The sequence below is a fragment of the Methylobacter sp. BlB1 genome (genome assembly GCF_015476545.1).
GTDB lineage: Bacteria > Pseudomonadota > Gammaproteobacteria > Methylococcales > Methylomonadaceae > Methylobacter.
Genome location: NZ_JADMKV010000043.1, coordinates 16052 through 39277 on the forward strand (window position 1 = coordinate 16052; position 23226 = coordinate 39277).

The following is a 23226-nucleotide window of genomic DNA, read 5'->3' on the forward strand; positions in this document are numbered from 1 at the left end:
TGCTGCAATTTCAACAGTTCCCTGCGCTATTTTAGCTGTCGGCAAACACTTACAGTTGCTCTCAAGCTAGAGCGGTGGCCGCAATTTCTCTTTATATCAATGAACATGGCGCTTCCAGACCGGCTGGTTCCGAAAACCGGCTGGTCCTGCACCTCTGGCATGGAAGTTGCGATACAGCTCATGACCAATCTTGATCATCGTACACGCCCGTGTGCGTTTAACCATTCACATTGTGTAAGAGAAATAATAATGAAAAAACTGACAAACCTGCTGTTGTTGATGGCCCTCGCAGCCCCTGTTGCCTTTGCGGCCAGCCATGACCATGCTGGAAAAGCCGAAGCGCCGGCCGCTCATGCTTACAAGTACAAAACCCCAAAACTGAGTCGTGCGCAGATAGACGCCCTGCTGTCGAAGCCGGATCAGCTGTTGATCATAGACGTGCGCCGTCCAGACGAGATAAGCAAAATAGGCAGTTTTCCAGTGTATCTAAATATTCAAGCCAAAGAACTGGAAAGTGCGCTGCCTTTTATTCCAAAGGATAGAAACATTGTTACCGTCTCCAATCATGCCGGCCGCGCCGGCGCTTCAGCCGATCTTTTGGCTGAGAAAGGCTTCACGGTCGTCGGTGCGATAGGCTCGCAAAACTATGAAGAGGAGGGGGGCAAAATAATCAAAATCACGCCGCCGGCTCCGAAAAAATAACTGACACGGGTAAAGTCGGAGACAGAAGAAAAACGTTAATCCTGGTAAGGCCACAGTTTTGTGGCCGTTTAGGGCAATAGGACCCGCAAGGTTTTAAGTCCTTTTATTTTTGGAGTAGGTCAATGAAAAAGAAAATATATCCTGCCGTTTTATGGAGTCTTGCGGTAGCGATGGCGGGCAATGCCCTGGCGGCGGACGAGAAGCCCGCGGGCGCCAAGGCTGACGCGCCGCAAGCTACGCAGTCCAAATCAAAACTGTGGTCTTACCAGCCGGTGAAAGCGCCGGTTATCCCCACCGTCAAGCAGCAAGACTGGGTGCGGACGCCGATCGACGCGTTCATCCTGCAGAAACTGGAAGAAAAAGACATCAAGCCGTCTGAGGATGCGAACCGCGAGGCCTTTATCCGGCGCGCCACGCTGGATGTCTGGGGCGTCATTCCCACGCCGGAAGAGGTCGATGCCTTCGTCAACGACTCATCCGACAACGCTTACGAGAAACTGGTCGACCGCCTGCTGGCATCGCCCAAATACGGCGAGCGCCAGGGCCGTAAATGGCTGGATTTGGCCAGATACGCCGACAGCACGGGCTTTCAGAACGACAACGACCGGCTGAACATGTGGCGTTACCGCGATTACGTCATTCATGCGTTCAACCAGGACAAGCCTTACAGCCGCTTCATTCAGGAACAGCTGGCCGGCGACGAGCTGTGGCCGGGCGACGAGCAGGCCCTGATCGCCACGGGCTTCATGGCGCAGTTCCCGGACAACAGCAACTCGCGCGACCTGGTCCAGCGCAAGTACCAGATCACCACCGATATCACCGATACGGTAGGCAAGGTCGTCCTGGGACAATCGCTGGAGTGCGCGAGATGCCACAACCACAAGTTCGACAAGATCAGCCAGAAGGACTATTACTCGCTGCAATCGTTCTTTGCCAACATCAACGCCGTCGACAATATTCCGGCGAAAAAAGGCGAGATCGAACGCAACTATGAGCAGCAATGGGCGAAATGGGAAGCCGCCACCAAAGACATCCGCGCCAAACGGAAAGCGATTATCGACACGCACAGGGAAGAGGCGCTCAAGTATCACAAGGAGCGTTATCTGACCGACAGCCGGGAAGCCATCTTCAAGCCTAAAGACCAATGGACGCCGCTGGATCGCTGGGTTAATCACCGCCTTGCGAATGTCACAGACGAGCAAAGCCTGACGGCTTATTTCAGGGAGAAAGGCGAAAGCACGGACTCTGCCACGTACAGCAAGGAACTTGCAGACAAATGGGCCGAGCTGGACAAGCTGAACAAGCAGCTCAGGAAATTCAATGACCTCAAGCCCGCTACCACTTCCAATACGATCTCTGCCATGACCGAGCTGGGCTATTCCGACGCGCCGCCCACCTACGTGCTGGCCGGCGGCGATCACGAGAAGCCTCTGGAAGAAGTGCAGCCGGCGTTCCCTGCCGCCATTACCGACGAGAAGCCCGACATCAATCCGCTGTCTTTCTCATCGGGACGCCGCAGCGCCCTGGTCAAATGGCTGACCAGCCCGACCAATCCATTGACGGCGCGGGTCTATGTCAACCGGGTCTGGGATCAGTATTTCGGGCACGGCATCGTGACGACGGTCAGCGATTTCGGCAAGGCCGGACAAAAACCGACGCATCCCGAATTGCTGGATTATCTGGCCGACAAATTCGTCAAGGACGGCTGGAGCGTGAAAAAGCTGCATCGCGAAATCCTGTTGTCGAGCGTCTACCGGCAGTCGTCGGATCACCGCGAAGAGGCGCATAAAGCCGATCCGGACAACAAATTGCTGGCCGTTTTCCCGCGTCAGCGTCTGGAAGCCGAACAAGTGCGGGATTCGTTGCTGGCCGCGTCCGGAAAACTGGAAGAGAAGGTGGGCGGGCCAAGCGTTTATCCGCCGCTGCCTAAAGTGATCAAGACGGGCGAGGCCAACTTTAATGGCGATCCGGCCTGGAAAACATCCAAGGATGAGCACGACCATAACCGCCGCAGCCTGTATGTCTTTACCCGGCGCAGCCTGCCTTACCCGATCCTGGATTCGTTCAACATGGCTTCTCCGCAGGATGCGCACAGCAAACGTGAAGTGACGACCACACCGTTGCAGGCACTGACACTGTTCAATAGTGAAGTGGTGTTCGACTGGTCCAAATCGCTGGCGGGCCGCGTCATCAATGAGGCGGGCGACGATGAGTCGGATCAGCTGGACAGGCTTTATGAAATCTTGTTCGCCCGTGAGCCTGAAAGCAGCGAAAAGGACGCTCTGCAAGCCTTTCTGGACGATCAGGAAAAGGTCATCCGGGAAAAAGCATCGAAGGGCAAGTTTGAGGTCAACGTGCCAATCGGCGTGCAAGACAAACAACTGACGGATCCTGTCAGAACGGCAGCATTTGTTGACCTGGTGCATTCGGTCGTGAATTCGAACGAGTTCATCTACCGGTTTTAAAGACAACACATTATCTACGAGAGGTTTGCATTATGAAGAACAAGTCACGTCGAGACTTTCTATATAAAACCGGTTACGGCCTGGGCGGATTGGCGCTGAGCGGCCTGATGCCCGGCGGCGGAGTCATCTCCAGCGCGTTCGCGGAAGAAGCTGTAAGCGCATTGGCAGGCGGTAGCCCTCTGGCGCCCAAGGGGCCGCACTTCCCGGCCAAGGCTAAAACGGTCATCTGGCTGCACATGGCCGGCGCACCCAGCACGCTGGATCTTTACGACTACAAGCCGGAGCTGATAAAACTGGCCGGCCAGGGCGTGCCCGCTTCATTCCTGAAAGGCATCAAGACCAGTACCCAAGGCGGTATTACCAAATTGATCGCTACAAACCGCACCTGGAAACAGCACGGTGAAAGCGGCGCCTGGTTTTCCGATTTATTGCCCAACCTGGCTCAGCACGCCGATGATATCGCGTTTATCAAATCCAGCGTCACGATCGGCGCGACGCACGATATTTCAATATTGAAGTTGAATTCGGGCGGCCTGAATCCGGGACGGCCCACCTTGGGCGCATGGGTGCAATATGCGCTGGGCTCCGCCAATCCGAATCTGCCCGCTTATGTGGTGCTTTATAACGACAAGCGCGAGCCCAGAGGCGGCGTAACCAACTGGAGTTCGGGCTTCCTGCCGGCGGTCTATCAAGGCACGCCGTTCCGCCCCGGCAACTCGCCGATTCTGCATCTGAACAATCCCGAATATCTGGCGGTAGCCGAAAAACGTCATTCTCTGGATTTGCTGAAGAAACTGAATGAGCAACACGGCTCCCGTTATCCTGAAGATTCAGAGCTTCAGGCGCGCACCGAATCCTATGAACTGGCCTATCGCATGCAGGAAACCGCGCCGGAAGCGGTCGACTACAGCAAGGAATCCGATGCGGTCAAGGAACTGTACGGGCTTAATGATGAAGTCACGAAACCTTACGGCGAACTGTTGCTGCGCGCCCGGCGCCTGACCGAGCGCGGCGTGCGCTTCATCCAGGTCGTATCCGGGCCGACGGATATCAAGGGCGACAGCCGGGACTGGGACGCCCATTCCAACATCGAGGAAAATCACAGCACGCATGCCCGCATCGTCGACAAACCGATCGCTGGCCTGCTCAAGGATCTGAAAGCCAATGGCCTGTTGGATTCCACACTGGTGGTTTGGACCTCGGAGTTCGGTAGAACCTCCTGGAGCGAGTCCGGCGACGGGCGCGACCACAATCCCTGGGGCTACACGCAATGGATGGCGGGCGGCGGCGTCAAGGCCGGCACGACTTACGGCTCGACCGATGAAATCGGTCTGCAGGCTGAAAAAGGCAAGGAAGTCGATACCTATGATTTGCATGCGACGGTCCTGAACCAGCTGGGTCTGGATCACCTGAAAGTCATCTACAAAAATCTGGGCCGGTCCGAGCGTCCGACCGTGGTTTACGGAAAAGTCATCAAGGAACTTATCGCCTAGGAAGGCTCGCCCGGTCCCGGAAGATTAGGTTTTCGGGACCGGAGCGATTCAAGCAGTTATTACAAAGAGTACACGATGGGGCGACCGCTGCCGTCGGCAAGGATCAAATATGCACAAAATGATTAACCTTTTCGGAATCGTTCTCGTGTTGGCCAGCAGTATAGCCACTGCCGAAAGCGAATTCGATTTCGAAGAATTGATGGAAGCAGTAGACAACAATACCCATAACCTGCAGGACAGCATTACCAACAAGGACCGTGACTCGGCCATTGCTCTGGCCAAAGAGCTTCAGAATGCGTTCAAACTGGTCGAAGGCTTCTTCGATAAGCGCGGCAATGCCGCCGATGCCGTGGCCGACTCCAAGATCTATCAGGACAATGCGGCCGCCATCGTGAAATTCGTCGAAGCCAACGATTACGACTCGGCATCCAACAAGGCCATTGAGATTTCCAAGTCCTGCGATCAGGCCTGCCACGATACCTACAAACCCCTTTGAATGAGCACTTACATGAAACGTTTTCTATTAGCCTGTCTATTGTCGAACGCCATCACGCTGCCGGCCGTTGCCGCCCTGAAAGAAGGTGATACGGCGCCGGATTTTGAAGCGCAGGCTTCACTGGCCGGCAAACCTTTTGCCTTTTCCCTGAAGGAATCCCTGAAGAAAGGCCCTGTCGTGGTCTATTTCTATCCGTCGGCCTATACGGGCGGCTGCAATCTGCAAGCGCACACGTTCGCCGTCAACCATGACAAATTCACGGCCGCCGGCGCGACGGTTATCGGCGTGTCGCTGGACAGCATCGAGCGGCTCAACGTCTTTTCGGCCGATCCTGAGTACTGCGAGGGCAAAGTGGCCGTCGCCTCCGATGCCAACGGCAAAATCAGCAAAGCCTTCGACTTGGCCGTGAGGGAGGCGGCGCCGGGCAAGAAGGATACGCGCGGCGAGGAAATCAATCACGGCTTTGCCGAACGCACGACCTTTATCGTCACGCCCGACGGCAGGATAGCGGCAACGCTGGACGGGCTTAAACCGGTTCAGAATGTTGAAAAGGCGCTAGCAGTCGTGCAGCAGCTGGCGGTCAGCCAGGCAGCGAAATAGCGTGCGGTTTCTGGCTTTCGGCATGCTCGCGCTTTTGGTATCGGGTAAATCCGTGGCGGTTGATGAGGACGCCAGTACGATCAAGCAGCGTATCGGCAGCGGCGATCCGGCAACAGGCAGGGAAACGTCGGCGTCCGAGCGCTGCCAGGAATGCCACGGCCAGGACGGCAACAGCGATGACGGTAGGATTCCCAGCCATGCCGGGCAATATGCCGGCTACCTGATCAAGCAGCTCCGAGATTTCCAGAGCGGCGCACGCAAACACCCGGTCATGAGCGTGGTCGCCGAGGACTTGAGCGAAGCCGACATGGCCGATATCGCCGCCTACTTCGCCAGCCAGAAACGCAGGCAGGACAATTCGGCAGGCGGGAATGCCGCCGGGGGAAACCTGTTCAGCAACGGCGACCAGGCCCGAGCCATCGAGGCTTGCGCCAATTGTCACGGCGAAGGCGGCAAGGGGAGAAGCGCCGATAACGTGACCTATCCGGCCATCGGCGGCCAGCACAAGACTTACCTGAGCGGACAGCTTGTCAATTGGAAGCTGGGCGAGCGCACCAACAGCCCGGGCGGCGTCATGAACAAAATTGCCAAAGCGCTGACCGATGATGAGATCGAAGCGCTGTCGACTTACCTTTCCGGACTGTAGGGGCGAATTCATTCGCCCTCTTTTTACTTGCTTATCGTTGAGAATAAAACAAATGAAAACCTTGAAACGTCTGTTATTTGAAGTCCATCGCTGGCTGGGCATCGTCCTGGCCTTGTTCATGTTTTTCTGGTTCGTGACAGGGCTGGTCATCATGTATACCACGCCGGCCGCGCAAAGCCGTAGCCAGCGGCTGGCCCATACCGAGACGCTGGCGCCTGAAGCCGGCTGGCTGAGTCTTGGCGAGGCCTGGGACCGTAGCACTGAACAGCGCAAGGCGGCCGCGGCTCGCCGAGCCAAGATCGCAGACAATGCCGGCGCTCAAAAGCCGCCGGCAGGCGAGGTCGGCATTGCCGATGCCAGACTCGTGCGCAGCGGCGGCGAACCGCTGTGGCTGATCGAGGACGATCGCGGCCGCTATTTCGCACTATCCGCGATCGATGGCTCGCTGCATGACATTTCCGTGGAACAGGCCCTGAAAATCGCGCAAAACTGGTCGGGCGGCGATAATCAGGTCATGCATCTGGAAACGGTCGACAAGACGATCAAGGTACGCAACCAGGATGCCTTGAGCCCGTTCCATCACATTGCCATCGACAACGACGCGGGTGAAGAACTGTTCATTTCCGCACGCACCGGCGAGGTGCTGCATGCGTCCACACGCGTGGACCGCGCTTTTTACTGGGCCGGCAACTGGCTGCATCTGTTCAAGCCGCTGGACGCCGTCGGCCTGGGCCACATCCGCGAAGACGTGCAATTCTGGCTGGGCCTGTCGGCGACGATCGCCACATTGACGGGACTGATCATAGGCTGGCTGCGCTGGCGGCCCGGCTTCGGCGGCAAGCCGACCTATTCCCAGGGACGAACCCAGCCCTACCGCGAATTCTGGTTCAAATGGCACTTCTGGAGCGGCCTGATCGGCGGCACGGTGGCGCTGTCCTGGGCCATCAGCGGCTTTATCGATACCAATCCCTGGAAACTGTTCTCGCCGGCAAACCCCAGCCGCGAGGAACTGGTGCGCTACTCGGGCGGCAAGCTGCCCGCCGTGATGCGCGACTGGCAGCCGGCTCCGCTTGAGAGCGGTTCCGATATCGTCGAGCTGGGCTGGCGCAGACTGGGCGATGAAGCAGTGCTGCTGGCCTATACCCGCGACGGACAGCGGCAGCCGCAATCGGTGACCAATACCGTGCCGCAATTCAGCCGGAATTCGCTGGCGGCCGGTGCGCAACGCCTGGCCGGCGATACCAAGATAGAAACGCAGACGCTGTTGACTGAGTACGACAACTACTACTACCCCAGACACCATCAGGGACTGGTGGAAAAACCGCTGCCGGTGCTACGGGTGACGCTGGCCGACGAAGCCGGCACGCGGCTTTATCTGGACCCGCAGGACGGCCGCTTGCTGGCCAGGCTGGACCGGAGCCGGCAGGTGTTCCGCTGGCTGTACTCAGGCCTGCACCACTGGGATTTCGGCTGGCTGTATTATCGTCCGGTCTGGGATGTCTGGATGCTGACATGGGTGGCGTTCGGGCTGGTCCTCGGCGCCAGCGCGCTGGTGGTCGGCTGGCGGCGCCTGCGCCAGACTTTCCGCATCAAAAAGAGCGTCGGCCGCAAGGCGCAGCTCGCTCCGGAGCCGGCGGGCTGATACGACGGCATCGGCCCGATCTGTTGAATTGGAAACACTTTCTGCTGCCGGGTTGTTTCATAAGCAGCAGAACCTCAATGGTTGGCATGGATGGCGGAACAGTCACGGATTGGGCAACGAGTATGCGAAAAAAGATTACTGGCTTTGTAATCAATTGACTAAGTCAATCAAGTGCCGCGTGCGCGCTGTACATAAATGTTGGCACTATTCCTGCTCATAGTAGGGTACGCATTGCGTACCATTTTCAGAATTTGCGGACTTTGAGAATGGTACGCAATGCGTACCCTACAAAACTGCCTAGGATCGAATACCCCAAAGGGCACAAGTGAATTCGACCCTACACACAAGAAAAACCTGATCATAGTATGAAGAACAATCCAGTTATTTTATTGGCGCCATTTTTGAACGCACCGCTGGCGCTCGCAGCGGATTCAACCCGCCCTTCAGGCCCGGCTCCGGCCGCCTTGACGGCTGTTTTACAGCTTTGCGATCAACTAGCGGTCACGTGTTGGCAATAACAATAGAGCGGCATCCCAGGCAGTTCAAATCAAATCATGTTCCGCGCCTGCGTTCGGCCGGACGAGGCCCCGCAGTAGATCGGCATGTTCGCCGATGCGCCAGTTTCCCTATTGTTTGCACAATTGCTACGAATTGCTTGCGCATTTCATCGCTACAATTCAAAGCCCGCAAGCCCTGAATGCCTGGACTTCGGCCTTTTCAACCCGCTCAGCGCCGGCAGGTTACCAATCAAAAAAACATGAACCCGGACTACTTATGAAGTTGGAAGAAAACAAAGCATCGCGCCCGATAAAACCGAAGCGGAGATTTCATTGGCTGGCATGGCCGGCGCTGATCTTGTTGATATCGGCGGCGGTTTATTTCATCAAGCCGTTTATCGGCAATCCCGCGCAGGCGGCGCCCGAGAAGAAGCGGAGCGGCCAGTACGGCGGCACGATGGTCGCGGCGGTCGTGGCCGAGCCGGTCAAGGAGGGCGATGTGCCCGTTTACCTGAACGGCCTGGGCACGGTCACGGGCCTGAGCACCGTGACCGTGAAATCGCGCGTTGACGGCGAGCTGATTCATGTCGCTTTCAAGGAAGGCGGGCTGGTGCGTGAAGGCGACCCGCTCGCCGAAATCGACCCCCGGCCTTTTCAGGTTCAGCTCATGCAGGTGGAAGGGCAGCTTCTGCGCGATGAAGCGCTGCTGAAGAACGCGCAGTTGGATCTGGAACGCTACAAGACCCTGCAGGAGCAGGACTCCATCGCCGCCCAGCAGGTCGCCACGCAGGAGGCTACGGTCAAGCAATACCAGGGCATCGTGGCGGCGGACCAGGCCATGGTCGCGAATGCCAAGCTCCAGCTGAGCTATGCCAAGATCACTGCGCCCATCACCGGGCGGCTGGGCCTGCGCATGGTCGATCAGGGCAACATCGTCAAAGCGTCCGATACCGGCGGCATCGCCGTGATCACGCAGACGCAGCCGATAGCCGTGGTCTTCACCGTGCCTGAAGATCAGGTGTCGGCGGTCTTAAAGCAGCTCCATGCGGGCAAAGCCCTGCCGGTTGAAGCCTACGACCGCAGCGGCAAGAACAAGCTGGCGCAAGGCAGGTTGCTGGCCGTCGACAACCGGATTGATCCGAGCACCGGCACCGTCAAGTTGAAAAGCGAGTTCGACAATGAAGACGAGTCCCTGTTCGCGAACCAGTTCGTCAATATCCGCATGAAGATCGACACCCTGCGCGGCGTGGCCATCGCGCCCAGCGCCGCGATCCAGAACGGCAATGCGGGCAGCTTCGTGTACGTGGTCAAAGACGGCCAGACCGTCAGCACGCGGCCCGTCAAGCTGGGGCCCGTGGACGGCGAGCAGGTGGCCGTGCTGGAAGGCCTGCAAGCCGATGAACAGGTCGTGGTCGATGGCGCCGACAAGCTGCGCGAAGGAGCAAGGGTCAAAGTGATCGACCGCAGCGGCGCCGTTGCCGGCGGCGCCTTGCTGTCCGCTAATGACGGCCATCAGGATCAGCCCAAGCAGGGCAATGCCAAGTAATTTTTTCCCGCCACACGGACAGTACGCCTGACCTATGAATCCCTCCCGCCTGTTTATTTTACGCCCGGTCGCCACCTCGTTGATGATGCTGGCCTTGCTGCTGATCGGCATCGTCGCCTACCGGGAACTGCCGGTTTCGGCCCTGCCGCAAGTTGAATACCCGACCATCCAGGTCGTCACGCTGTATCCGGGCGCCAGCCAGGATGTTATGTCGTCGCTGATCACGGCGCCGCTGGAGCGCCAGCTAGGGCAATTGCCGGGCCTGAGCCAGATGTCGTCATCCAGCTCGTCCGGCGCCTCGGTCATCGTCCTGCAATTCAACCTGAACCTCAACATCGACGTGGCCGAACAGCAGGTGCAGGCCGCGATCAACGCCGCCGCCAACTTCCTGCCCAATGACCTGCCCATGCCACCGATCTACAGCAAGGTCAATCCCGCCGACGCGCCGATCATGACGCTGGCGGTCAGTTCCGATACGCTGCCGTTGACGCGCGTGGAAGATCTGGTCGACACGCGTCTGGCACAGAAACTGTCGCAGTTGTCCGGCGTCGGCCTGGTCAGCATCAGCGGCGGTCAGCGGCCGGCGATGCGCATCCAGGTCAATCCAGCCGCCTTGTCGGCTTACGGCCTGAGCCTGGAGGATGTGCGCCAGGCCATCGCCAGCGCCAATGTCAACCAGCCCAAAGGCCTATTCGACGGCCTGACGCGCTCGACCACGATCGACGTCAACGATCAGCTGAAATCGGTTGCCGAGTATGAAGCGCTGGTCATCGCTTTCCGCGACGGCAATCCGGTGCTGCTGGCCGACGTCGCCGAGATCAGGGAGCAGGCCGAAAACGTGCGCCTGGCGGCCTGGGCCAACAAGACGGCGGCCGTGATCGTCAATATCCAGCGCCAGCCGGGCAGCAACGTCATCGAAGTCGTCGACCGCATCAAGGCCCTGCTGCCGCAGTTGCAGGAATCGCTGCCCAGCGGCCTTGACGTGGCCGTGCTGACCGACCGCACGACCACGATACGCGCGTCGGTGGAGGATGTAGAAGCGGAGCTGATGCTGGCGCTGGGGCTGGTGATCCTGGTGATCTTCCTGTTCCTGCGCAATCTGTCCGCGACGGCCATTCCCGGCGTGGTCGTGCCGCTGTCGCTGGTCGGCACGTTCGCTTTCATGTACCTGGCCGGCTTCAGCATCAACAACCTGACGCTGATGGCGCTGACCATCGCGGCCGGTTTCGTGGTCGATGACGCGATCGTGGTCATCGAGAACATCGCGCGCTACCTCGAAGAAGGCGAGACGCCGCTACAGGCTGCGCTGAAAGGCTCCGAGCAGATCGGTTTCACGATCATCTCGCTGACGATCTCGCTGGTGGCCGTGCTGATCCCGCTCCTGTTCATGGGCGATGTCGTCGGCCGGCTGTTCCAGGAGTTTGCCGTCACGCTGGCCGTGGCGATTCTGATTTCGGCCGTGATCTCGCTGACCCTGACGCCGATGATGTGCGCGAAAATGCTGCGCCATGTCGACGAGGCGCACGCGGGCTGGTTCTACCGGGCCAGCGGCCGGTTTCTCGACAGCCTGAACGACGGCTACGGCCGGCTGTTGCGTGTTGTCCTGCGGCATCAGGGCATGACGCTGCTGGTCGCCGTCGCGACGCTGGCCCTGACCGTGCTGTTGTACATCGTTATCCCCAAGGGCTTTTTCCCGATCCAGGATACCGGCGTCATTCAGGGCATTTCCGAAGCGCCGCAGAGCATCTCGTTCCAGGCCATGGCCGAGCGGCAACAGGCCCTGGCCGATGTGGTGCTGCAGGACCCGGACGTCGACAGCGTGACTTCGTTGATCGGCGTCGACGGCAGCAATCCGACGCTCAACACCGGCCGCCTGCTGATCAACCTGAAGCTGCTGGATGAGCGAAAGACCAGCGCGGTCGAGGTGATCCGGAGGCTGCAACCGAGACTCGACCAAGTGCAGGGCATCAAGCTGTACCTGCAGCCGGTGCAGGATCTGACCATCGAAAACCGCATCAGCCGCACGCAGTACCAGTTCACGCTGGATGCGGTGGACCAGGCCGAATTGAGCCGCTGGACCGGCCTGCTCGTGGACCGGCTCGCGCAGTCGCCCGTGTTTGCCGACGTGTCCAGCGATCTGCAGGACCAGGGCCTGCAGGCCTTCGTGTCGGTGGACCGCAGCAGCGCCAGCCGCTTGGGCGTTTCCATCGCGGCGATCGACAACGCGCTGTACAACGCCTTCGGCCAGCGCCAGATCTCGACGTTGTTCACGCAGTCCAACCAGTACCGCGTTGTGCTGGAGGTGAAGCCCGAATTCCGCAATAGCGTCGCGGCGCTCAACGATGTCCGGGTCCAGTCCTCGAACGGCACGCAGGTGCCGCTGTCGACGATCGCCACGGTGTCGGAGCGGTTCGCGCCGCTGGTCGTCAATCACCTGGAGCAGTTCCCGGCCGCGACGGTTTCCTTCAACCTGGCGCCGGGCGCGTTTCTCAGCGACGCCATTGATGCGATAGAGCAGGCCAAACAGGATATCGAGCTGCCGTTGAGCGTGCGCGCCAGTTACCAGGGCGCCACGCAGGCGTTCAGCGCCTCGCTGACCGATACCGTATGGCTGATCATCGCCGCGCTGGTGACCGTTTATATCGTGCTGGGCGTGCTCTATGAGAGCTACATCCATCCGGTCACGATTCTGTCGACACTGCCTTCGGCCGGCGTCGGCGCCCTGCTGGCGCTGATGCTGTCGGACACCGATCTGGGCATCATCGGCATTATCGGCATCATTTTGCTGATCGGCATCGTCAAGAAGAACGCGATCATGATGATCGACTTTGCTTTGGAGGCTGAACGCAAGGAAGGCAAATCGGCGCACGAGGCCATCTATCAGGCCTGCCTGCTGCGCTTTCGGCCGATCATGATGACGACGATGGCGGCACTGCTCAGCGCCTTGCCGATGATGCTGGGGTCCGGCGTCGGTTCCGAGCTGCGCCATCCACTGGGCATCACCATGGTCGGCGGGCTGATTTTCAGCCAGATGCTGACGCTGTTCACGACGCCGGTCATCTATCTGGCCTTCGACCGCCTGGGCCGGCGTCTCAGGAGCAATCCGGAACCTTTGGCATTGCCGGTCGGCAAGGAGTAGCCATGTCTCTGTCCGCCCATTTCATCGCCCGCCCGGTCGCGACCTCGCTGCTGACGATCGGCATCGCGCTGGCCGGCGCGCTGGCTTATTTCCAGCTGCCGGTGGCGGCGCTGCCGCAGGTGGATTTTCCGTCCATTTCGGTTCAGGCTTCCCTGCCGGGAGCCAGTCCCGAGACGATGGCCGCGAATGTGGCGACGCCGCTGGAGCGTGCGCTGGGCCATATCGCCGGCATCACAGAGATGACTTCGTCCAGCGGTCGCGGCTCCACCGGCATCAATATGCAGTTTGATCTCGACCGCGATTTCGACGGCGCATCGCGCGACGTGCAGGCCGCGATCAATGCCGCCAGCAGCCTGTTGCCGGCCAACATGCCGTCGCGCCCCAGCTACCGCCGCAACAATCCCAGCGACACGCCGCTCATGATGCTGGCGCTGACTTCGGATGTCATGACGCGCTCGCAGCTGTTCGATGTGGCCTCGACCATCATCGCCCAGAAAGTCTCGCAGGTCGAGGGCATGGGCAATGTCTCCATCCGGGGCAGTTCGCTGCCGGCCGTGCGCGTGGAGCTGAACCCGGCCGCGCTGGCCAAGTACGGCGTCAGTTTCGCCGACGTGCGCGCGGCCATTACGGCCACGAACGTGAACCGGCCGAAGGGCTCCATCGAGGACGACAGCCGCCACTGGCAGATTTTCGTCAACGACCAGGCCAAAACCGCCAGCGATTATCTGCCGCTCATCATCGCCTATCGCAACGGCGCGCCCGTGAGTCTTTCCGACCTCGGCACCGTCATCGATTCGGCGGAAAGCCTGGGCAGCACGGGTTACCTGAACGACAAGACCGCCGTGATGCTGGCCCTGTACAAGCAGGACAACGCCAACGTGATCGCGACGGTCGATAAGGTTAAGGCATTGATGCCGCAGTTGCAGGCGTCTATTCCCAGCACCGTCACCCTGACCATTGCGATGGACCGCTCCACCTTCATCCGCGCGTCCCTGAAAGAGGTGCAGCTCAGCCTGATCATCGCCGTGGCGCTGGTCATCCTGGTCGTGTTCCTGTTCCTGCGCAATCTGCGCTCGGCGATGATTCCGGTTGTTACCGTGCCCGTATCGCTGATCGGCACCTTCGGCGTCATGTATTTATTCGATTTCAGCCTGGACATCCTGTCGCTGATGGCGCTGACCGTCGCGACCGGTTTCGTGGTCGATGACGCCATTGTCGTGCTGGAGAACACGACCCGGCATTTGGAGCAGGGCGCATCGCCCGGACAGGCCGCGCTGCTGGGTGCGAAAGAAGTCGGTTTTACCCTGCTGACCATGAGCCTGTCGCTGATCGCCGTGTTCATTCCGATCCTGCTGATGGGCGGCATCGTCGGCCGCCTGTTCCGCGAGTTCGGCCTGACCTTGTCGGCTGCGGTCGTCGTCTCGCTGCTGCTGTCCTTTACCACGACGCCGATGCTGTGTTCGCTGTGGCTGAAACGCGGCGCCACTGACCGGCACGGCCGCTTTTATAATATCAGTGAACGCTGGTTTAACCGCCTGGCAGCGGGTTATGACCGGTCGCTGTCCTGGACACTGAACCATGGCAAATTCGTGCTCCTGCTGCTGGCGGTCATCGTCGGGCTGAACGGTTACCTGTATTCGATCGTGCCCAAAGGCTTTTTCCCGGCCCAGGATACCGGCAGACTGTTGGGCGGTCTGATGGGCGATCAGACGATTTCATCGAGCGCCATGCAGGAGAAGCTGGCGGTATTCATCAACATCATCCGGCAGGACCCGGACGTCGAGTCGGTGCTGGGCAACACGGAAGGCGACCGCACCAACAACGGACGCTTGTATTTGATGCTCAAGCCGCTGGAAGAGCGTCATCTGCGCGCCGACCAGCTCATGAACAAATTCCGCCGCCAGTTCGCCGATGTGCCCGGCGCGAGTCTGTTCCTGTTTCCGGCGCAGGAACTGCGCATCGGCAGCCGGCCTTCGTCAGGCACGTTTGAATATGCGCTGGAAGCGGATCAGCTCTCGGATCTTCGCACCTGGACGCCGCAGATCGTCAGGGCCTTGCAGCAGTTGCCGGAACTGACCGACGTCAACACCGACCAGCAGGACAAGGGCCAGCAGATCAGCCTGCAAATCGACCGGAGCGCCGCGTCGCGCCTGGGCGTTACGCAGGCGCTGATCGATTCGACCCTGAACGACGCCTTCGGCCAGCGCCAGGTGTCGGTGATTTACGCGCCGTTGAACCAGTATCACGTGGTCATGGAAGTGGCGCCCGAATACGCGCAGAACGCCGAGGCCCTGAAAAGCATTTATGTCAGCGTGCCGCCCAGCGTTCAGTATCCGGACGGGGCCCAGGTGCCGCTGTCGGCGTTCGCCAGCTACGAGTACACCAACACGGCGTTGTCGGTCAATCATCAGGGCCTGTTCCCGACCGCGACCATCTCGTTCAATCTGGCCTCGGGCGTATCGCTGTCCACGGCCCGGCAGGCCATCAATGAAGCCTTGAACAATCTGGGCGTGCCGGCTTCGATTCACGGCAGTTTCCAGGGCTCGGCCAAGGAGTTCGAAAAATCGCTGGCCAACCAGCCCTGGCTGATACTGTCGGCGCTGATCGCAATCTACATCGTGCTGGGCATGCTGTACGAAAGTTACATCCATCCGCTGACCATCCTGTCAACGCTGCCTTCGGCCGGCGTCGGCGCGATTGTCGCCCTGATGGCGTTCAAAACGGAATTCAGCATCATCGCCCTGATCGGCGTGATTCTGCTGATCGGCATCGTCAAGAAGAATGCGATCATGATGGTCGATTTCGCTATCGATGCCGAGCGCCATGGCGGACTGAGCAGCGAAGACGCGATTCGCAAGGCCTGCCAGATGCGCTTCCGGCCTATTCTGATGACCACCTTCGGGGCCCTGCTGGCCGCCGTGCCGCTGGCTTTCGGTACGGGCTACGGGTCTGAATTGCTACGGCCTTTGGGTATCGCTATCATAGGTGGTCTACTATTCAGCCAGGTTCTGACCTTGTACACCACCCCCGTCATTTACCTTTATCTGGACCGCTTTGAAGCAAAGGTCCGCCGCGTTTTTCGCCGCAAGGCCAAGCATTCGGTATCCGCGCCTGTGGATACCTTGGGAGACTATCAATCATGAGGAACAGGCTGGAATTACAGCTGTTGACTGTTACCGTTTTCTTATCGCTCGCAGCCTGTACGGTCGGGCCTGACTATAAACGGCCTGCCATGCCCGTGCCGGCCGAGTTCAAGGAGCTGAAGGGCTGGAAGATGGCGCAGCCGCGCGACCATGAGTTTGCCGGCAACTGGTGGGAGATCTTCGATGACCCGTATCTGAACTCTTTGGAGCAACAGGTCGACATTTCCAGCCAGTCCATAGCCCAGGCCGAGGCCCAATATCGACAGGCGCAAGCGCTGGTGCAGGGCTCCAGGTCCGCCTATTTCCCGACCGTGACAGGCAGCATATCAGCCAACCGCTTTCGCGCGGCCAGCGGCCAGAGCGTGGCCGTGTCCGGGGTCAGGACGCTGTTCAATGGCGTGTTCAGCGTTGCCTGGGAGCCCGATATCTGGGGCAAGGTGCGCCGGCAGGTGGAATCCGATCAAGCCAGCGCCCAGGCCAGCGCCGCCAGTTTGCAGGCAGTGCGGCTGCTGACTCAGGCTACGCTCGCGCAGAACTATTTTCAGCTGCGCGCATTCGATGCGCAGATCAAGCTGCTGAATGACACCGTCGAGGCCTTTGCCAAAACGCTGAAAATCACTCAGAACCGCTATGCCGTCGGCGTCGCCGGCAAGTCGGATGTGGTGCAGGCCGAAACCCAGCTGGAATCGGCCCGAGCGCAGGCTATCGACTTCGGCGTGCAGCGGGCGCAGCTGGAGCATGCGATTGCGATGTTGATGGGCAAAACCCCGGCGGAGCTGACCATCCCGGTGGCGGCTTTCAATGCCAAAATCCCGCCCATCCCGGTCAGCCTGCCATCGCAATTGCTGGAGCGCCGGCCCGATATCGCCGAGGCCGAACGTCTGGCCGCGGCCGCCAATGCCCAGATCGGCGTGGCCAAGGCGGCTTATTACCCCAGCCTCAATCTGTCCGGCACCAACGGCTACCAGGCCAGCACGTTTTCGAACCTGCTCACCAACGCGGCCCGCTACTGGGCGCTGGGCCCTGCAGCGCTGGCCTTGCCGCTGTTCGACGGCGGCGCCCGCGGCGCGAGCCTGAGCGAGACCATTCACAGCTATGATGCGAGCGTGGCCTTCTATCGCCAGGCCGTGCTGGTCGGCTTTCAGGAAGTCGAGGACCATCTGGCCGCGTTGCGCATCCTGGAACAGGAAATCCAGGTGCAAGCCAAAGCCGTCGCGGCCGCGCGCAAGGCCGTCGAGCTGACGACCAACCAGTACCGGGCCGGCACGCTCAGCTACCTGAACGTCAATACCGCCCAGGCCGACGCCCTCAACAACGAAATTACGGCCGTCGATCTTCTGAGCCAGCGCCTGGTTGCCGCCGTGCTGCTGGTCAAGGCCTTGGGCGGTGGCTGGAGTACCGCGCAATTGCCGACTTCGGATGAAGCCGGCGGCGAGACGGAATGGTCGCAGTTCTTGCCGGTGCCGGTGAAGTGATCTGCGCTGGAAACTGGATAGGCCCGTAGGGTACGCAGCGCGTACCTTTTGAGGTCTGGTTCATCGGAAAACTTTGTAAATGGTACGCGATGCGTACCCTACAAGGCTTTTTGGTGCTCAAGTGTCGAATAAATAGCTGATTAAGTGAATCTGCCTCTCTTTTGATTTAACCTGTAATCTGAAAAGTCAACGAGCTACTTTCCTATTCTATCTTTTGGCACATCTGGGGAGGAACTTAAGTGCCCATATCCACTCAGAAACTACTCCAGGGGGGTATTCTACGTTGTGTAACGCATGTACGGAGGAACTGAAAGATGAAAAAGATCTATATGAAAGTCTCTTTGATAGTCGTTTTGTTCTTGCCACTCCTTGATACTCTGGCGACAGAGCAGCCCAATCAGAATAGCTTCAATACGACCTTAAGCGGGTTTCAAGAGGTTCCTGCCATTTCCACTACCGGAACAGGCGAGTTTCGTGCGCAACTCGATGAAGCCGGAACGACGCTGACATATGAGCTCGAGTATTCGGGGCTTGAAGGCACAGCTACAGTTGCCCACGTTCATTTCGGTCAGAGGGGTGTGAATGGTGGAATAAGCTTCTTCCTGTGCGGTGGAGGTAATAAACCGCCGTGCCCTGCTCAGGGCACAGTGACCGGCACCGTGACCGCTGCTGATGTCGTCGGACCAGCAGAGCAAGGTATCAGTCCCGGCGACGGTGCCGAGATTATTGCCGCCATGAGGAATGGCGTCACCTATGCTAATGTCCACACAGATGAACACCCTAATGGTGAAATCCGTGGTCAAATCAGTGGCCCAAGCACAAGCAGCGAATGAGGCATGGTATCTTTATGTTGGGTGAACTGCACATGTGATGCAGGCTGAGGCGTTTTTCGGTCTAGCCGAAAAATGGCCTGACGCAACTAAATAACCCATTGCATAAGGCCGACAGCCAATCTCTGTGGCTGGACGGGGCTTGTTGCCCCGTCCAAAACGTTTAGCGGTAGAGCTATAATACGCTGAACGTAGTGAAGCGCATCAATCGCGAACGATGCGCCTCGTGCCTCGGTACATCTTACGGAAATATGAATGCTAAAAAGGCTGGTGTGGGCAAGCATTAGTCTGCTCCACAGATACTGCAATTGATTAGCCTGACCGGATTCATGTCGTCGTGCTCCTTCTGCTTTTTCATAATCTTTTCCTCTAACTGTTCTGCTTCCGCTTGGAGGTGGGAATGGATTATTTTTTCCAGTGACGCTTTGGCTTTATTTATGGCTTCATTTTCGTCCGCGCCCTCGTCACACGCTTCGGTCTGAAAACGGGCCGGGTTCCAAGTCCGGTTTTTTTCTGCAATGAATTGGTTGGTGATTTTCTCGTGTTCTTCTTCATGGTTCAGCGCAGCCTTGGTCCAGGCGATATTTTCCTGTAAGCAGGCCGGTGAAACTTGAGCTTCCGGAGTCCATCGAAGAATGTCCTTCGTGGTTGATGAGTAGAAGCTGGCCTTGAGGCCAACGGGTTTGACGCAAACCCTATAACCGTTGCCGGCTGGTTCGGGCTTGGCGGTTTGATATTTCCACTCCGATTTATAGTTGACATAAAAGGTCGCATAGCCGGCCCAACCGGCCCATTCAGCATGGTATACCCCTTGGGAGTCAGCAGGCCCATTCTGCAGAATATGCGCATAGAACCCCACGCAGGGCCCGCTGAATGTGTTTTTGGGATGATTGACGGTTCCAGCTTGTGCCTGTCCTGGACAAGCGGCGACGGCCGAAAGACATAGGGCCGAAAAAATACTGGCGTGACGGATTCCCATATTGCCTGTAATCATATATGTTTACCTCATCCTGAATAGCAAAGGCATATGTCCGGATAACAACTGAAGACGGACACTCAACGTTAAACCCGCTGAGTTATTTGATGGCGATCAGGCAGGCAAAGTTAAGCCAGCGGAAATAAGTGTCGATGCGCTTAAAGCCGGCCCGCTCCAGTAAAAGGTAATTTTCTTCAAGCCGGTAAGGAATCAGCACATTTTCCAGCGCTTCGCGCTTGCGCTGGTTTTCCTCTTTGGTATAGCCGCTTTGCGACTTTTTAAATTCCAGATAATGATCAATATAAAGACGATTCAAGGCGGCATCGCCGCTTAAAATCTTTTCCGACAAAAACAGCACGCCGCCCGGTTTAAGCGCGGTATAGATATTTTTAAGCAGGTGCTCCCGGCCAATCGGTCTCACGAACTGCAAAGTCCAGTTGAGAATCACCACATCACAAGCGGGCAATGCCGGCAAATCGCTTAAATCGGCAGCCTGCAGAGATACGCTTTGTTCTGCAACGGCCGCCGACAATTTGGCGCGCGCCTTATCCAGCATGGGCTCGGAATTGTCAAAGCCGACAAATCGGGCTGTTTTGGGGCATTTGGGGTGATTGATGATGTGCTCGATGGTCGTTCCCGTTGAACAGCCTAGATCACAAACTACGCCGTCGTCCTGCGTCGATAAAAATTCCACGATCAGATCTGACTGCAGGCGCTGAATTTCGCTGTAAAAAGGCACGCTCCTGGAGACCATGTTGTCAAACACGGTCGCAACGCGTTCATCAAAGGTAAAATCTTCCACACGATTGATTTGTTGAAAGATCCGGTCTTCCTGTGTCATTGATTTGCTCTTTGTCATGATATGTTGTTAATTGATCTGCTTATCTCATTGATCTGAGACGTTCGGTTTTCTTCAGAAAACGCACAATGGCATATGCCGAAACGATCAGTATGGCCGCTGTCATAATGGGCATTCTGTTTTGAGCCAGACTGTCGGCAAGCTTAAGTTTCCAGCTGACTAATCCCAGCGAAATCATCAGCGACGTAAACAGGGTGCCGTATTCTTTAACGGCAACCGCAGGCCAGTCAAATTCATAATGGCTGATTGTTTCGCGCAAGCCTTTAAACCGGGGCAGCCAGCGCGGCACGTCGGTGCAAAAGTCGAGATAGGCCTGGCCGAACTTTTCCGTTAAAAACCGTTCTTCACTGAAGACGATAAGCCGGTAAATCGCCATAAAGCCTAATGAGCCGAGAATGATGCCCGCCGTGTTGCCGGAGATGAACATAAAACCGATGACAATCAAAATATTGCCCATATAAAGCGGGTTTCTACAATGCGCAAAGACGCCATCCGTCACGAGATTTTCAGCATAAATCCGTCTGTTCCTGCCGCCGCGGACAATATAGGCCAGACCGATAGTTAATATCCGCAAAGCCTGGCCAGCCGTTACCAGCAGCAGGCCAAACGCCAGAAAATAATCGCCGGGCGCCGTGCCAATCGCCACAGGCGGAAAAAAGAACAGCAGCGTGGCGATAAGAACAGGAAACAGCACATTTCGGGTGTGAAAGAGAGCGTTTCCCCATTGATTGAATAAGTCCTTCATTGTTTATTACCCGCAGTGCTCTCGGTGATTATATTGATTAAGAAACAGATATTCAGGAATGCCGGTGCTCCATCCGGAGCCTGCGGGATTATAAACTTTATCCATGAAAAATGTATTAACTTGAATCCAAATGACAGTATTTTAAAAAACGGAAAAAATCTGATCAGGTTTTTGAACTGATGAAAGTCATCAACTAAGTCTTGGTCATTCCATGCTTTTATGTCCGGCGCCAATTTTTTCCGGGCAAAAAAAAGGCGGGTTGAAAAACCCGCCCGAGAGCATCCATGAAATGAGAGTCAATATACGCAGTCCTTTAGAAGAAACCATTTGTAGCTGTTTTGCTGTTGGAAACTATCTTAGTGAAATCTTTATGTTGAATAAAACGATATTATTAGATGATCCTATCTTATATTCTGATAAATAAGATTGAGTTTGCAGGGTATGGCAATGGACTCAGCCAAATGCCATGTTCGGCAATGCACTCGCTTTGCGGTTTTTTTATGGTATTTCTTTGTAAATTGCCTAACAGCAATTAATGCCGGACATAGCTAAAAATGGATAATCTACGTTGCGCTACGAAGCGTTTGGATTACAGCCGCTTCGAGAGCATGATCTGACAATATCGAACAACAAACAAGAGAGGGCACACTATGCACTGGTTAGACGATGTCCATAGCGCGGTGGCTTGGGCGAACAGCCTTAAAACTCACTTGTCCAAATTCCGGCATCTGAGTTATCTGGTGTTGCTGGCGGTCATGGTTACTTTGATGGGCGGATTAATGCTGTTTCTGGTCGATCCGAATGTCAAATCGCTTCAGGACGGAGTCTGGTCGGTTTGGGTGACGCTGACCCATGTCGAGTTCGGCGATGTGGTCCCGGTTTCCTTTTTAGGCCGCCTGTTGATGGCCGGTTTGATTTTTTTGGGCGTGGTGTTTTTTTCGCTATTTATGGCTCTGGTTTCGATAGCTTTGATCGGCAGAAACATGGATGCCTTGGACCAGAAGACAGTAGTCAGTCACGATGAAAAAGACCGGATTCTTGACGAATTGGCGCGGCTGCATCAATGGATGGACGCGCTGGAGAAATTGTTGTCTTCGGAGGACGACGGAAAATAGATAGGTTAAGGATTTTTTGCTGAAGACAAAGCCTAAAATATCGCTTGGATTGTCATGCCGATTGGCGCGATTTAAAAACGGGTTTTGTAGCAGGGAAGCCAGTCGGTATTTGGCTAAAGGCCATTTTCGGCAATGTTCTCATCACAATGAAACAGCCTGGAATAACGTGGTTTCATTGCGTGTTATTTTTCGCTGGCCAGAGACAGTGTCGCGGTCATGATCACGAGATCATGCGGAACTGACCACTGCATCAGGTCAAGCTTCCAGAAGTCCTCAGCCCAGCCAAAACTGATTGGAAAATAATTTGTACCTCATTATTTTTGGTAGGCGGTAGATAGAAATAGGCGAGTTCCGGCCGTAGCTAAATAAAAACTCATAATGGATCTCCACGTGAGTTTGGCAACAATATCGGGCGTTTTTATAGTCAGTGGATTTTGCTGGTTTTACTGTAAAAACCCTATGGCATTTTCATTAAAGTTCAATGCGAATGCCCAACTCGATGACTAGCTCGACGGGGATTTTAAAAAACTCTATCGCACTGGATGCGTTATGGAATAAAAAGCTGAACAGAGGTCGACGCCATCGCGGCATCGGACTTTTACGTCGAAAAGAAACCCGCTCGCGGCCGATGAAAAACGAAACCTTTTCGGGATCAATATCTAAACCTTGCTGCCTGCATAATTCCAGAGCACGGCGCACATCAGGTGTTTGCTGAAAGCCGAAATAAAGCTTCACGCGATGGTAATTCTGATTCTGCCCGAAAGTCCGGATCTTGACGCGATGCGCTTCGTCCACATAAGGCTCTTCCTTGGTCACGACCGTCAGCACCATGACTTGCTCGTGCAAGACATGATTGT

The 23226-nt window shown here is 57.0% G+C and carries 16 protein-coding genes and 1 pseudogene; 13 read left to right on the forward strand and 4 right to left on the reverse strand.

Features of this window, described 5'->3' with window-relative positions:
• Nucleotides 1–249 precede the first annotated feature (249 nt).
• From IT781_RS15145 to IT781_RS15200, 12 genes are all read left to right on the forward strand, one after another.
• The gene (locus IT781_RS15145; RefSeq protein ID WP_194971013.1) at nucleotides 250–702 is read left to right on the forward strand and encodes a rhodanese-like domain-containing protein; all 453 of its coding nucleotides are present in this window, start codon (nucleotides 250–252) and stop codon (nucleotides 700–702) included.
• A gap of 122 nt (nucleotides 703–824) precedes the next feature.
• Nucleotides 825–3167: a DUF1549 and DUF1553 domain-containing protein gene (locus IT781_RS15150; protein ID WP_194971014.1), complete on the forward strand. Its 2343-nt coding sequence runs from the start codon at nucleotides 825–827 to the stop codon at nucleotides 3165–3167.
• A 32-nt stretch (nucleotides 3168–3199) separates the two neighbouring features.
• Entirely contained in the window at nucleotides 3200–4660 is a 1461-nt protein-coding gene (locus tag IT781_RS15155) for a DUF1501 domain-containing protein (RefSeq protein WP_194971015.1), read from the forward strand.
• Between the two features lie 109 nt (nucleotides 4661–4769).
• Nucleotides 4770–5156 carry a hypothetical protein gene (locus tag IT781_RS15160; protein WP_194971016.1) on the forward strand — a complete coding sequence of 129 codons (387 nt, stop codon included), beginning with the start codon at nucleotides 4770–4772 and terminating at the stop codon, nucleotides 5154–5156.
• 12 nt (nucleotides 5157–5168) lie between these two features.
• Nucleotides 5169–5756 (forward strand): peroxiredoxin, encoded by a 588-nt coding sequence (locus IT781_RS15165; RefSeq protein ID WP_194971017.1) that lies wholly within the window; start codon nucleotides 5169–5171, stop codon nucleotides 5754–5756.
• Nucleotide 5757: 1 nt separating this feature from the next.
• Nucleotides 5758–6402, forward strand: coding sequence for a cytochrome c (locus tag IT781_RS15170; RefSeq protein WP_370527020.1), 645 nt, complete (start codon nucleotides 5758–5760; stop codon nucleotides 6400–6402).
• A gap of 52 nt (nucleotides 6403–6454) precedes the next feature.
• Nucleotides 6455–8044, forward strand: coding sequence for a PepSY domain-containing protein (locus IT781_RS15175; protein WP_194971018.1), 1590 nt, complete (start codon nucleotides 6455–6457; stop codon nucleotides 8042–8044).
• Nucleotides 8045–8656: 612 nt separating this feature from the next.
• Nucleotides 8657–10087: an MdtA/MuxA family multidrug efflux RND transporter periplasmic adaptor subunit gene (locus IT781_RS15180; RefSeq protein WP_228779193.1), complete on the forward strand. Its 1431-nt coding sequence runs from the start codon at nucleotides 8657–8659 to the stop codon at nucleotides 10085–10087.
• 34 nt (nucleotides 10088–10121) lie between these two features.
• The gene (locus IT781_RS15185; protein ID WP_194971019.1) at nucleotides 10122–13226 is read left to right on the forward strand and encodes an MdtB/MuxB family multidrug efflux RND transporter permease subunit; all 3105 of its coding nucleotides are present in this window, start codon (nucleotides 10122–10124) and stop codon (nucleotides 13224–13226) included.
• Nucleotides 13227–13228: 2 nt separating this feature from the next.
• Nucleotides 13229–16369 carry an efflux RND transporter permease subunit gene (locus IT781_RS15190; protein WP_194971020.1) on the forward strand — a complete coding sequence of 1047 codons (3141 nt, stop codon included), beginning with the start codon at nucleotides 13229–13231 and terminating at the stop codon, nucleotides 16367–16369.
• 23 nt (nucleotides 16370–16392) lie between these two features.
• Nucleotides 16393–17844: an efflux transporter outer membrane subunit gene (locus IT781_RS15195; protein WP_370527021.1), complete on the forward strand. Its 1452-nt coding sequence runs from the start codon at nucleotides 16393–16395 to the stop codon at nucleotides 17842–17844.
• A 314-nt stretch (nucleotides 17845–18158) separates the two neighbouring features.
• Complete coding sequence (locus IT781_RS15200; RefSeq protein WP_194971022.1) at nucleotides 18159–18677, forward strand: CHRD domain-containing protein; 519 nt, start codon at nucleotides 18159–18161, stop codon at nucleotides 18675–18677.
• Nucleotides 18678–18957: 280 nt separating this feature from the next.
• Here IT781_RS15200 and IT781_RS15205 read toward each other — a convergent pair whose 3' ends face one another.
• From IT781_RS15205 to IT781_RS15215, 3 genes are all read right to left on the reverse strand, one after another.
• Complete coding sequence (locus IT781_RS15205; RefSeq protein ID WP_194971023.1) at nucleotides 18958–19668, reverse strand: hypothetical protein; 711 nt, start codon at nucleotides 19666–19668, stop codon at nucleotides 18958–18960.
• An 82-nt stretch (nucleotides 19669–19750) separates the two neighbouring features.
• Nucleotides 19751–20491, reverse strand: coding sequence for a carboxy-S-adenosyl-L-methionine synthase CmoA (gene cmoA / locus IT781_RS15210; protein ID WP_194971024.1), 741 nt, complete (start codon nucleotides 20489–20491; stop codon nucleotides 19751–19753).
• A gap of 40 nt (nucleotides 20492–20531) precedes the next feature.
• Complete coding sequence (locus IT781_RS15215) at nucleotides 20532–21254, reverse strand: isoprenylcysteine carboxylmethyltransferase family protein (protein ID WP_194971025.1); 723 nt, start codon at nucleotides 21252–21254, stop codon at nucleotides 20532–20534.
• 650 nt (nucleotides 21255–21904) lie between these two features.
• Here IT781_RS15215 and IT781_RS15220 point away from each other — a divergent pair.
• Nucleotides 21905–22369, forward strand: coding sequence for a potassium channel family protein (locus IT781_RS15220; protein ID WP_194971026.1), 465 nt, complete (start codon nucleotides 21905–21907; stop codon nucleotides 22367–22369).
• Nucleotides 22370–22840: 471 nt separating this feature from the next.
• On the opposite strand, the pseudogene trkD reads toward IT781_RS15220, so the two are convergent.
• A pseudogene (trkD, locus tag IT781_RS15225) lies at nucleotides 22841–23226 on the reverse strand (potassium transporter Kup); the annotation flags it as partial.